The sequence below is a fragment of the Halomonas almeriensis genome (assembly GCF_030409235.1).
Taxonomy (GTDB): Bacteria; Pseudomonadota; Gammaproteobacteria; order Pseudomonadales; family Halomonadaceae; genus Halomonas; species Halomonas almeriensis.
Map to the genome: position 1 here is coordinate 121744 of NZ_JAUFPO010000006.1, position 12837 is coordinate 134580.

Below are 12837 nucleotides of genomic sequence, written 5' to 3' on the forward strand. Positions count from 1 at the left end.
CTGCCGTCCTGCTCATGACTCTGGGAGAGTTCCATGAAAGTTAAGGCCAATGCGGCTCGCGACCATGTGGCATCCTGGTATGCGGCTTCCGCCAACCCCGCTCCCCGACGGCCGTCACTGGAAGGTCATGTGCAAAGTGATGTCTGTGTGGTGGGCGCCGGCTTCACGGGCATCTCGGCGGCGCTGCATCTCGCCGAGCAGGGCCTGAAGGTCGTCGTGCTCGAGGCTTCACGAGTAGGGTTCGGGGCCTCGGGCCGCAATGGCGGCCAGATCGTCAACAGTTACAGCCGCGACATGGACATGATCGAGTCCCGCTATGGCGCCGAGACAGCCCGCGCGCTGGGCGACATGGCGTTCGAGGGCAACCGCATTATCCGCCAGCGCGTGGCGCAGCACGGCATCGACTGTGACCTGCGCGACGGCAACCTCTTTGCCGCCTGCAACCGCAAGCAGATGGCCGGCCTGCGTGAGCACAAGGCATTGTGGGAGCGCTATGGTCATCAGCAACTGGAGCTGCTGGAAGAGCAGGCGGTCAAGCGCGAAGTCGGCTCGGACCGTTATACGGGGGCCCTGATCGATCACTCCGGGGGCCACCTGCATCCCCTCAACCTGGTGCTGGGTCAGGCGGCGGCCTTCGAGTCGCTGGGAGGTGTCATCCATGAACAGTCACCGGTCACCGGCCTGACACATGGCGATCCGGTCACCATCACCACACCCGCCGGCAGGATCACGACCTCTCGGGTGGTGATGGCCGGCAATGCCTATCTGCAAGGAGTACTGCCGGAGCTCGAGGGCAAGTCGATGCCCTGCGGCACGCAGATCATCGTCACCGAGCCGCTGGGCGAGGACAGAGCGCGGGCACTGCTGCCCAACGACCTGGCGGTGGAGGACTGCAACTATCTGCTGGATTACTACCGGCTGACGGCCGACAACCGCTTGCTGTACGGCGGGGGAGTGAATTATGGGGGCCAGGACCCGGCGGATATCGAGGCGGTGATCCGGCCCAAGATGGAAACGACCTTCCCCGGCCTGAAGGAGGTGTCCATCGATTACGCCTGGAGCGGCAACTTCCTGATGACGCTCAACCGGCTGCCGCAGTTCGGCGTCATCAACGACAACGTCTACTACGCACAGGGCTACTCCGGCCATGGCGTGACTTGCACCCACCTGGCCGGGCGTCTGATCGGCGAAGTCATGATCGGCCGCGAGGAACGTTTCGACGCCTTCGCCGGACTGCCCCACCTGCCGTTTCCCGGGGGGCGCATGTTCCGCGTGCCGTTATCGGCCCTTGGTGCCTGGTACTACTCGACCCGCGACCGCCTGTGCGTTTGACTCTCGCCCAGGCAGACCGGGGCGAACGCCAGGCAAGGCGTCAGCAAACGAAAGCGCCAGGAAGGCAGACCCTCCTGGCGCTCACTTTTCCCTTCTTATTTCTTACCTCTTACTCCTTACCTCTTACTCCTCACAGTTAGCACCTCACTTCCAGGGCTCAGCTCTTGGGGCGCAGGTTTTCCGGATCGTACAGCGGCTTGTAACCGACCGACTCGACCTGTACCGGGTAGATCTCGTCGAAGTACTGGACCTGGAGGGTGCGGCCTTCCTCGCAGTAGGCATAGGGCAGATAGCCGAGGCAGATGTTCTTGCCCACGGACGGGCCGTAGGCAACGCTGGTGACGTAGGAATTCCGACCCAGCTCATCGACCAGGGTCTTGCCGGTCTGCGGGTCCATGATCGGCATGTGACCCACCGGGTAACGCGCGACGCCGTTGGCATCGGTGTTGTCGGTCATCGTCAAGGTGCACAGATAAGCGGGCTGGTGCGCACGCTCGCGCTGGGCGACGTAGGCCTCCTTACCATGGAAGTCGGCCGCCTTGACCTTGGGCCGGGCCAGGCCTGCTTCCATGAGGTTGTAGTCGGTTTTCAGATCGGCATTCTGCAGGCGCAGGCACTTCTCCAGACGACGGCTGTTGGCGTAGGTCTCGATGCCCACCGGGGTGACGCCCTGGTCGTACAGGGTGTCCCACAGCGCCAGGCCATCGTCGTACTGGAAGTGCAGCTCCCAGCCCTGCTCGCCGACATAGGAGATCCGGAAGGCGGTGACCGGGGTGCCGTTGACCGTGATGTCCTTGACGGCGGCGAACGGGAAGTTCTCCACCGTGAGGGCATCCGGGTCGTCGACGACGGCCTGCAGCGTCGTGCGGGCGTTCGGGCCCCACAGGCCGATGCAGCCGTAGTCGGTGGTGCGTTCCTGAATGTCGACGCTGAAGCCCTTGTCCTCGGCCATGCGCTTCATCCAGATATAGTCGCGGTTGCCCGCGTCGCCACCGTCGATGACGCGGTAATGGCTCTCGCCCATGCGCAGGACCGTCAGATCGGCGCGCACGCCGCCCAGATGGTCGAGGAAGTGGGTGTAGACGCCCTTGCCGATCGGCATGTCGCCGCCGACCTTGGCCACGCTGGTGTACTCCATCAGCGCTTCGGCATCGCGGCCCGTGATGTCGTAGATGGCGAAGTGCGACAGGTTGATCATGCCGACGTTCTCGGACAGCTCGAGATGCTCGGCGTTGGAGACACGCCAGAAGTGGCGGTTATCCCATTCGGCGTTGCGTTCCGGAATCCTGTCGCCCCATTTCGCGAGCAGGTGCTCGTTGCTGGCGTAGCCGTGCGCACGCTCCCAGCCGGCGGCTTCCATGAAGTAGCCACCGAGCTCGACCTCGCGCTCGTAGAAGGGGCTCTGACGCAGGTTGCGCGCCGCGGTGTAGGGCTCGCGGTTGTGCACCGGCGGGTTGTAGATCTTGAAGGCGGTCTCGTAGCAGCGGTCGTGGATATAGTCCGCTTCCTTCTGGAAGGGGTAGTAGCGCGTGAAGTCGATGCCGTGCGGGTCGAGATCGACGCGCCCGTCGGTCATCCAGTCGGCGACGACCTTGCCGGTACCCGGGCCGTCCTTCACCCAGACCGACTCGACGTACCACAGGCCGCGCACCTTGGCGGACTCGCCGATGGATGGGCCGCCGTCGGCGGTGACCTGCAGCAGGCCATTGAACGAGTGTTTCTCGTCATAACCTAGCTCTCCCAGAATGGGAGTCAGCTCCATGGCCCGCTCGAGCGGCTCCATGATCTGCTCCATCTCCAGGTCACGCTGCGAGGGCGACAGGCGGGCCTCTTCCTTCTCGAGAATGTCGCGGGGATGCACCATGCGCGGCGCCTTCTCCTCGTAGTAGCCCCACTCGATCTGGCCGCCCTCGGTGCTCTTCGGATCACCGGTGTCGCGCAGATAGGCCGAATTGCCCTGGTCGCGCAGCAGTGGGTAGCCGATCTCCTTGCCGGTGCCGGCGAATTCATCGTACGGTCCGAACCACAGCAGCGGGTGGTCTACCGGCATGATCGGCAGGTCCTCGCCGGCCATTTCAGCGATCATGCGGCCCCAGAGGCCGGCGCAGCAGACGACGTACGGCGCTTCGATGTAGCCACGATGGGTATACACGCCCTTGATGCGGCCGTTCTCGATCTCGAGGCCGGTTGCCGGGGTGTTAGCGAAGGCCTGGAGCTTGCCCGTCTCTTCGGCCTTCTTCACCAGTTCGCCGCTGAAGATCTGCGAGCGCGGGATGACCAGACCTGCGTCCGGGTCGTACATCGCGCCCTGGATCTGGTCTTCCTCGATCAGCGGCATGAGCTCCTTGGCTTCCTTCGGTCCGATCATGCGCACATTGGTGCCGAAGGCGCGTCCGGAGTCGACCTTGCGCTTGAGCTCCTCCATCCGCTCATCATCGCCGACCCGCGCGACCTCGAGACCCCCGACCCGGTCGTAGTGCCCCATCTTGTCGAAGAACTCGATGGAGTAGGTGGTGGTGTAGCAGGTCATTTCATCGTGTGCGGTGGCGAAGCAGAAGTCGGAGGCGTGCGACGTCGAGCCGATATCGGTGGGGATCGCCGACTTGTCGATACCCACAATGTTCTCCCAGCCACGCTCGATCAGGTGATGGGCCACGGAAGCGCCGACAATGCCCCCCTGACCAATGATGACGACGTCTGCCTGAGTGGGAAAGGTTGCCATGGTTGTTCCTCCGTTACCTTGGGATCGAGCGCTATTCTGACACGCTACTGCACGGCGATGACGCAGGCTGCCCCATCACGACGTCGCCATGTGTCATGGCGACAGCCGAGGGCATTCGGGGCCGGCGAACGGTAGAAAGCGTGGTTGATTCACGACGCCTGGCGTCGCTGCTGTGCCAGTTGCTCCACGGCTTGACGGGCCACCGGCGTGAGCGCGCAGTCAGGCGCATCCAGGCAGGCGATGATGCGTTCCTTCATGCTGCGTGCCCAGAATTTCTCCAGGTGATTCTTGACGCCGGTGGCCGGGTCGCTGGCGCTCTGCAGGTTGTGGGCGATCTGGTTGACCATGTGGATCAGGGTCTCGCTCTGGTCGTGGGACATGGGGTACTCCTCAAGCGTGTTGCAGGGCGGGGGATGGCGTGCCGCTCGGGCGGTGATAGACCAGATGACGGCCGGGACGCGCGAAGCCGACCAGCATCAGGCCTGCCCGGCAGGCCTGGTCCACCGCCAGGCTGGTGGCCGCCGAGACGGCCACCAGGGTGCCGATCCCGACGCTGGCGCACTTGTGCACCATCTCGTAGCTGGCGCGGCTAGACACCAGGGCAAAGCCCTCCTGCCGGCTCGTGCGCTGGCGGGCCAGGGCGCCGATCATCTTGTCCAGGGCGTTGTGTCGTCCGACATCCTCTCGGGCGATCAGAATGTCGCCGTTCAGGTCGCACCAGGCGGCGCCATGACTGGCCCCGGTGGCGGTCTGGATGGGCTGGTGTTCACGCAAACGCGACAGCACGCGCTGAATGACGGCATCGCCGGGATCCCGGGCCTCCACCCTTGCAATCGGCCGAATGGCCTGTTCCAGGGACTCTGTGCCGCACAGGCCGCAGCCGGTCTTGCCCGACAGGCTGCGACGATGCTGGCGCAGCTCGGCCATGCGTTGGCTGGCGATCTCCAGGTGCAGGGCAATGCCGTCCACCTCCTGGTGTATCGTCAGGTCGTACAGCTCGTCGGGATGTTCGAGTATACCCTCGGTCAGGCTGAACCCCAGGCCGAAATCCTCCAGGTCGACCGGGCTGGCCATCATCACGGCATGCGAAATGCCGTTGTAGACCAGCGCTACCGGCGTCTCCAGCACCAGGTCGTCGTCACGACAGTCGGCCTGCCAGGCCGGTTCGCGGTGTTCCTCGACCGCAAACCGGCCCGACCATACCGCCTCCGTCACTGCCTGACTCCGTGGGCCACCGGCTCACGCGCCGAGGCCAGGTACTCGCGCTGCGCGCGATCAAAGTCGTCATAGCGCTTCTGCCAGGCCGAAGGCTGGCTGACCTTCTCCACCTGCACCGCCGTGACCTTGTACTCGGGGCAGTTGGTGGCCCAGTCGGAGCTGTTGGTGGTGATCACGTTGGCTCCGCTGCCCGGGTGGTGGAAGGTGGTATAGACCACCCCCGGTTGCATGCGCTCGCTGAGCCGGGCTCGCAGCACCGTCTGGCCGGAACGGCTGGTGATGCCCAGCCAGTCGCCGTCACCGATGCCGCGCATTTCCGCGTCCGAGGGGTGGATATCCAGGACATCCTCGTCGTGCCAGCTCTGGTTGTCGGTGCGTCGCGTCTGTGCGCCGACATTGTACTGGGAGAGGATGCGACCGGTGGTCAGCAACAGCGGGAAGCGCCGGTTGGTGCGCTCCTCGGTGGCCACGTACTCGGTGATGGCGAAGCGCCCCAGGCCGATCGGGAAGTCGAATTCGTGCATGGTCGGGGTGCCCTGCGGATGCGCCTCATTGCAGGGCCACTGCAGGCTGCCGAGTTCCTCGAGCTTGTCGTAGCTGACGCCGGTGAAGGTCGGCGCCAAGCGCGCAATCTCGTCCATGATCTCCGAGGGGTGTTGATAGTCCATCGGATAGCCCAGGGCACGCGCCAGGTCGACGGTGATCTCCCAGTCTTCCTTGCCGGCACGCGGCGGCATCACCTTGCGCACCCGGTTGATGCGGCGCTCGGCATTGGTGAAGGTGCCGTTCTTCTCCAGAAAGCTCGAGCCGGGCAGCAGCACATGGGCGTACTTGGCGGTCTCGTTGAGGAAGATATCCTGCACGATCAGGCAGTCCAGCGAGGTCAGGGCGGCCTCGACGTGCTGGGTGTTGGGGTCGGACTGGGCAATGTCTTCGCCCTGCACGTACATCGCCTTGAAGGTGCCCTCGATGGCGGCGTCGAACATGTTGGGAATACGCAGGCCGGGCTCGTCGTCGATGGGCACGCCCCAGATTTCCTCGAAGCGGCCACGGGCCTCGGCATCGCCGACATGCTGGTAACCGGGCAGCTCATGCGGGAAGGAGCCCATGTCGCAGGAGCCCTGGACATTGTTCTGGCCGCGCAGCGGGTTCACGCCGACGCCTTCGCGACCGATGTTGCCGGTGGCCATGGCGAGGTTGGCGATGCCCATGACCATGGTCGAGCCCTGGCTGTGCTCGGTGACGCCCAGGCCATAGTAGATGGCGCCATTGGGGACGCTGGCATAGGTGCGAGCGGCACGGCGCACGGCTTCGGCGGAGACGCCGGTCACGTTCTCGACGGCTTCCGGTGAATGACGTTCCTCGCTGATGAAGTCGCGCCAGGCGCGATAGGCTTCGGTGTCGCAGCGCTTGGCGATGAAGTCATGATCCTCGAGACCCTCGTTGACCACCACGTGCGCCAGGGCATTGACCAGCGCCACATTGGTGCCCGGACGCAGCGGCAGGTGCTGGGCATCGCTGCGATGCGGGGTGTCCAGCAGGTCGATATGCCGGGGGTCGGCGACGATCAGGCTGGCTCCCTGGCGCATGCGGCGACGCATCTGGGAGGCGAATACCGGATGGGCGTCGGTGGGGTTGGCGCCGATGACGATGATGGCATCCGACTTCATCACCGAGTCGAAGGTCTGGGTCCCCGCGGACTCGCCGAGGGTGGTCTTCAGACCATAGCCGGTGGGCGAGTGACAGACCCGGGCGCAGGTGTCGGTGTTGTTGTTGCGAAAGGCCGTGCGGATCAGTTTCTGCACCAGGTAGGTTTCCTCGTTGGTGCAGCGCGAGGAGGTGATGCCACCGATGCTCTCGCGGCCATACTTTGCCTGGGTGGTCTTGAGCCGCTCGGCGGCAAAGCCAATGGCTTCCTCCCAGCTGACCTCGCGCCAGGCTTCCTCGATGGAATCGCGAATCATCGGGGTGGTCAGGCGATCCTGGTGGGTCGCATAGCCGAAGGCGAAACGGCCCTTGACGCAGGAATGGCCGTGATTGGCGTCACCGCCCTTGTAGGGGACCATGCGCACCACTTCGCTGCCCTTCATTTCGGCCTTGAAGGAGCAGCCGACGCCGCAGTAGGCGCAGGTGGTGATGACGCTGTGATCCGGCACGCCCTGTTCGATGACGCTCTTTTCCATCAGGGTGGCGGTCGGGCAGGCCTGGACACAGGCGCCGCAGGACACGCACTCGGAATCCATGAAGTCTTCCATCTGGCTTGGCGAGACCTTGGAGTCGAAGCCGCGGCCGTCAATGGTCAGGGCGAAGGTGCCCTGGACTTCCTCGCAGGCGCGCACGCAGCGCGAGCAGACGATGCACTTGCTGGGATCGAAGCTGAAGTAGGGGTTCGACTCGTCCTTTTCGGCGTCGAGGTGGTTCTCGCCGGAATAGCCGTAACGGACTTCGCGCAGACCCACGGCGCCGGCCATGTCCTGCAGCTCGCAGTCGCCGTTGGCGGCACAGGTCAGGCAGTCCAGCGGGTGGTCGGAGATGTAGAGCTCCATGACATTGCGGCGCAGACGAGCCAGCTTGGTGTTCTGGGTCGTGACCTGCATGCCGGCTTCCACCGGAGTGGTGCAGGAGGCCGGATAACCGCGCTTGCCCTCGACCTGCACGGCACACAGGCGACAGGAGCCGTAGGCTTCGAGATTGTCACTGGCGCACAGCTTGGGGATGTTGATATCCGCAAGCGCCGCGGCGCGCATCACCGAGGTGCCCTCGGGCACGCTGATCTCCACGCCATCGATTTCCAGGCTGACGTGGTTCTCCGACAGCCGGGCGGGCGTGCCCAGATCTTTCGATAATGCGCTCTTGTTGGGGTCGTAATAGCCGAGCATGGCGTTCTCTCCCTCAGCGCTCAACGCTGCAGGTCGTCAGGAAAATGGTTCATTACACTCTTCACCGGGAAGGGCGTCATGCCGCCCATGGCGCACAGGGAGCCGTCTTCCATGGTTTCGCAGAGCTCTTCGAGCAGCTCCAGGTTGGCGGCGCGATCCTGGTTGGCGACGATGCGGTCGATGACCTCCACGCCGCGGGTCGAGCCGATACGGCAGGGCGTGCACTTGCCGCACGACTCCACCTTGCAGAATTCCATCGAGAAGCGCGCCTGCTGGGCCATGTCGACGCTGTCGTCGAACATCACGACGCCGCCGTGGCCCACGCCCGCGCCGACTTCGGCGAAGGTCTCATAGTCCAGCGGCATGTCCCACTGGCTTTCGGGCAGGTAGGCACACAGCGGGCCGCCGACCTGCACCGCCCTCAGCGGTCGCTCGGTGAAGGTGCCGCCGCCGAAGGATTCCATGACCTCGCGCAGGGTGGTGCCGAAGGCCAGTTCGATCAGGCCGCCGCGCTTGACGTTGCCGGCCAGCTGAATCGCCAGGGTGCCGCGGGAACGGCCCATGCCGAAGTCCGCATAGGCCTGACTGCCCCGGGCGAGGATGTAGGGCACGGCGGCCAGCGAGAGGACGTTATTGACCACCGTGGGACAGCCGAACAGGCCGACGATGGCCGGCAGCGGCGGCTTGTAACGCACCATGCCGCGCTTGCCCTCAAGGCTTTCGAGCAACGAGGTTTCCTCGCCGCAGATATAGGCACCGGCGCCGAGGCGGACCTCCAGCTCGAAGTGCCGGCCGCTGCCCCGCATGTTCGCTCCCAGGTAGCCGGCCTGCTTGGCGCGGGCGATGGCCTCGTCGAGGATGCGCTTGGCCAGCGGGTACTCGGAACGCAGGTAGATGTAGCCCTGGGTGGCGCCCACCGCCAGGCCGGCGATCGCCATGCCCTCGATCAGCATGTAGGGGTCGCATTCCATGACCAGGCGGTCGGCGAAGGTGCCGGAGTCGCCTTCATCGGCATTGCAGACAATGTACTTCTGTTCGCCGGGGGCTTCGTGCACGGTCTGCCACTTGATGCCGGTGGGGAAGGCCGCGCCGCCCCGGCCGCGCAGTCCGGATTCCTTGACCTCATCGACGATGGCCTGACCCTGCATCGCCAGGGCGTTTTCCAGACCCTGGAAGCCCTCCAGGGCGCGGTAATCGTCCAGCGACAGGGGATCGGTGATGCCGATGCGCGAGAAGGTCAGGCGCTGCTGACGGGCGAGGTAGGGAATGGCGTCGGTCGGGCCGCAGCAAAGCGGATGTTCGTCACGCCCCTCCAGCAGGCCGGCATCCATCAGGCCGGGCACGTCCCCGGCACTGACCGGGCCATAGGCGACGCGGCCGGCGGGCGTCTCGACCTCGACCATGGGCTCGAGCCAGGCCAGCCCGCGGGAGCCGTTGCGAATCAGCTCGATGTCGCCGCCTCGGACAGTGGCCTCGGACTGCAGGCGAGCCGCCACGGCGTCGGCGCCCATGGCCAGTGCCGTGGTGTCACAGGGTACATAGACACGAACCATTATTTGACCTCCAGCGGCACGGTGCGCATGTCCTCGACCAGGCGGTCGAAGCTTTCCGTCGTGACCCGCCCGTGAACACGGTCGTCGACGCTGATGGAGGGGCCGCAGGCGCAGTTGCCCAGGCAGTAGACGGCTTCCAGGGTGATCTCCCGGTCACGCGTCGTCTGGTGATAGTCGACCTCGAGGCTCGCCTTGGCGTGGGCTTCCAGTGTGCGCGCGCCCAGGGCCTGGCAGGCCTCGGCACGACAGATGCGTACCACATGGCTGCCCGGCCGCGATGTGCGGAAGTGGTGGTAGAACGTGATGACACCATGCACCTCGGCGCGCGTCATCAACAGCGACTCGGCGAGCAGGGGGACGGCGCCCTCCGGCACGTAGCCGACCCTGTCCTGTATGGCGTGGAGAATGGGCAGAAGGGCACCGGGCTTGTGCTTCAGGGCGTCGATCTCGCCCTGAATCAGTTGCGGCGTCCAATCGGCGGATGGGCTCATCGGACATCACCTGATAGTTGTTTTCGTCTATATAGGCACGCTCTTTCATATTATAGCGGTTGAGCGTGCGTCACGGTTGCCTTAAAGCTAGCATTGGATGGTCATTTGCAAAATATGAAACCTGCATCATATGAAGCGCATACGCATCACGCCGGCCTGGTATTTCAGCGACGAGGCGGGCAATCAGCTGGACCCTCAGGTATTCGTGCTGCTGGAGGGTGTGCATCGCCATGGCAAGCTCACCGAAGCCGCGCGGATGGCCGGGGTTTCCTACCGCCATGCCTGGAACCTGCTCGGCAAGTGGCAGGAGTTCTTCGGCATCAGCCTGGTCGAGCTGCAGCGCGGCAAGGGAGCACATCTGTCGCCGCTCGGGGAGAAGCTCCTGTGGGCGGAGCAGCGTGTCATCGCGCGCCTGGGCCCGCAGCTGGAAAGCCTCGGCTCGGAGCTCAATCTGGCCATTCAGCAGACCCTGGAAGGCGTTAAGCCGGTATTACGCCTCTATGCCAGCCACGGCTATGCCGTGGAACTGCTCCCGGAATATCTCGAGGAGCTGCGCCTGGACCTGCAATATTGCAGCCCCCGCGAGGCCCTGGTCGGCCTGAATCGCGGAGCCTGTGACCTGGCCGGTTTCCATCTGCCCCAGGGCGCGGTCGGAGCGCGCCTGGCGCGAAGCTATCGACACCTGCTCAAGCCGCGCAGCCATCGGGTGCTGCGCTTCATCACGCGCCGCCAGGGGTTGATGCTGCGACCGGGCAACCCCTGCGGGGTTGAGGGGTTGGCGACGCTGGTCGAAGGGCAGGCACGTTTCATCAACCGCCAGCCCGATTCCGGCACCCGCGCCCTGCTGGACGGTCTGCTGCGCGATGCCGGTCTGTCATCCCGATACATTCAGGGCTATGAACTCGAGGAATACACCCACTCGGCGGTAGCCGCCTATATTGCCGCCGGCATGGCCGATGTCGGCTTCGGGGTGGAGGCAGCGGCGCGTCGCTTCGGGCTGGATTTCCTGCCACTGGCCAGCGAGGATTATCTGCTGGTCTGTCATCATCGCAGCCTGAGCGAGCCAAGGCTCGAGAGCTTCCGCGAGGTGCTGGCGAGTGACGCCTTTCAACAGGCGGTGTCGGCATTGCCGGGCTACAGCCTGAATCGCTGTGGTGAGGTCGAGGGCGTCGAGGCGCTGCTGAGGGCCCCGGCTCAGACCTGACGCAGGTACCAGTCATACTCCAGCTGGCTGACCGCCTGCAGGGCCAGGTCGCGCTCGGCGCGGCGATTGGCGATGAAGACCTTCAGGAAGTCGCGCCCCAGGGCTTCGTTTAACACCGGGTCCTGTTCCAGCAGGTCGAGCGCCTGGCGCCAGCTGTTGGTGAGACTCGGGGCGACCTGGGCATAGGCGTTGCCGGTAATCGCCGCCGGCGGCGTCAGTCGATGACGCAGGCCGTGGTCGATGGCGGCCAGCAGGCTGGCCATCAGCAGGTAAGGATTGACATCGGCACCGGCTACGCGATGCTCGAGGCGGCGGGCGGCATTGGGGCCGGAGGGAATGCGGATGGCCACCGTGCGATTGTCGAAGCCCCAGGTGGGCGCCATGGGCACATAGAGTCCCGGCTGAAAGCGCCGTAGGGCGTTCAGGTTGGGCGCCAGCAGGCCCATCGAGGCCGGCATGCTGTTGCACAGCCCTGCTACGGCCTGCCTGAGAGAGGCTGTGCCCAGCGGGTCGCCATCCTCGGCGGCAAAGAGGTTGTGGCCCTCGGCATCCAGAAGGCTGATGTGCACATGAGTGCCATTGCCGGCCTCATTGCCATAGGGCTTGGCCATGAAGGTGGCATCGAAGCCCTGGCTCAACGCCACCCCCTTGATCAGGCGCTTGAGCAGCACGGCGTGATCGCAGGCGGCGAGGGCATCATCGCCATGGCGAAGGTTGATTTCGAACTGCCCGGGCGCGCACTCCTTGAGCGTCGTGTCCAGCGGCAGCCCCTGCTGCTCGGCGGCCAGATGAATGGCATCGATGAAGTCGGCATATTCATCCAGCTCGCCGATCGAGTACAGCTGGCTCTGGGTGGCGCGCTCGCCACTGCAGGGCGACAGGGGAGGCTGAATCATACCCCGGGCGTCGCGCTGGCGGTCGACCAGATAGAACTCCAGCTCCAGGGCAACCACCGGTGTCAGCCCCGTTGCCCGGAAGCGGCCGAGCACATGGCGCAATACCTGGCGCGGGTCGGCAAAGAAGCCGCTGCCGTCGGCCTCGACCATGCTCATCAACAGCTGCGCCTGGCGCCCGTCACGCAGCCAGGGGCTGGGCATCAGCGTGCCGGGCAGGGGCTGGCAGACACGGTCGCCATCGCCGCTGTCGAGCCCCAGCCCCGTGGCCTCCACGGTGTTGCCATGAATGTCCAGGGCGAAGACCGAGGCCGGCAGGTTGACGCCCTCCCGATAGACCTTCTCCAGGTTCTCGCGGGGAATGCGCTTGCCCCTCAACACGCCGTTGAGGTCGCTGATCAGCAGGTCAATGCTGGTGATCTCGGGGTGTTGCGTCAGGAAGGTGCGGGCCTCGTCGATGGGCTGGTCTGACATGCGGACACCTGATGGCATGGAAGGTAACGGCATTGTCCGCAATATCCCGGCCGGCGTCCATGTATTGACCG

9 protein-coding genes are annotated in these 12837 nt (G+C 65.0%); 2 read left to right on the forward strand and 7 right to left on the reverse strand.

What is annotated here, in order from left to right; translation table 11 throughout:
* Nucleotides 1-33: 33 nt before the first annotated feature.
* On the forward strand, nucleotides 34-1332 hold the full coding sequence (locus tag QWY74_RS04485) for an NAD(P)/FAD-dependent oxidoreductase (RefSeq protein WP_264825509.1): 1299 nt from the start codon (nucleotides 34-36) through the stop codon (nucleotides 1330-1332).
* Between the two features lie 157 nt (nucleotides 1333-1489).
* Here the strand turns inward: QWY74_RS04485 and QWY74_RS04490 are convergent, their stop codons facing one another.
* The 6 genes from QWY74_RS04490 to QWY74_RS04515 form a co-directional block, all read right to left on the reverse strand.
* Nucleotides 1490-4054 (reverse strand): FAD-dependent oxidoreductase, encoded by a 2565-nt coding sequence (locus QWY74_RS04490; RefSeq protein WP_264825510.1) that lies wholly within the window; start codon nucleotides 4052-4054, stop codon nucleotides 1490-1492.
* Nucleotides 4055-4203: 149 nt separating this feature from the next.
* Nucleotides 4204-4434: a formate dehydrogenase subunit delta gene (locus QWY74_RS04495; RefSeq protein WP_264825511.1), complete on the reverse strand. Its 231-nt coding sequence runs from the start codon at nucleotides 4432-4434 to the stop codon at nucleotides 4204-4206.
* A 10-nt stretch (nucleotides 4435-4444) separates the two neighbouring features.
* Nucleotides 4445-5269: a formate dehydrogenase accessory sulfurtransferase FdhD gene (gene fdhD, locus QWY74_RS04500; RefSeq protein ID WP_264825512.1), complete on the reverse strand. Its 825-nt coding sequence runs from the start codon at nucleotides 5267-5269 to the stop codon at nucleotides 4445-4447.
* Nucleotides 5266-8151, reverse strand: a complete 2886-nt coding sequence (gene fdhF, locus QWY74_RS04505) for a formate dehydrogenase subunit alpha (protein WP_264825513.1) — start codon at nucleotides 8149-8151, stop codon at nucleotides 5266-5268. The genes fdhD and fdhF overlap by 4 nt, the downstream gene beginning before the upstream one ends.
* Nucleotides 8152-8171: 20 nt before the next feature.
* The gene (locus QWY74_RS04510; RefSeq protein ID WP_435389123.1) at nucleotides 8172-9704 is read right to left on the reverse strand and encodes a formate dehydrogenase beta subunit; all 1533 of its coding nucleotides are present in this window, start codon (nucleotides 9702-9704) and stop codon (nucleotides 8172-8174) included.
* The gene (locus tag QWY74_RS04515) at nucleotides 9704-10195 is read right to left on the reverse strand and encodes a formate dehydrogenase subunit gamma (protein ID WP_264825514.1); all 492 of its coding nucleotides are present in this window, start codon (nucleotides 10193-10195) and stop codon (nucleotides 9704-9706) included. Before QWY74_RS04515 ends, QWY74_RS04510 begins: the two co-directional genes overlap by 1 nt.
* A gap of 130 nt (nucleotides 10196-10325) precedes the next feature.
* Here QWY74_RS04515 and QWY74_RS04520 point away from each other — a divergent pair, with 130 nt between their 5' ends.
* Nucleotides 10326-11399 (forward strand): substrate-binding domain-containing protein, encoded by a 1074-nt coding sequence (locus QWY74_RS04520; RefSeq protein ID WP_264825515.1) that lies wholly within the window; start codon nucleotides 10326-10328, stop codon nucleotides 11397-11399.
* Here QWY74_RS04520 and QWY74_RS04525 read toward each other — a convergent pair.
* Nucleotides 11390-12766: a glutamine synthetase family protein gene (locus QWY74_RS04525; RefSeq protein WP_264825517.1), complete on the reverse strand. Its 1377-nt coding sequence runs from the start codon at nucleotides 12764-12766 to the stop codon at nucleotides 11390-11392. The genes QWY74_RS04520 and QWY74_RS04525 overlap by 10 nt on opposite strands.
* Nucleotides 12767-12837: the final 71 nt, after the last annotated feature.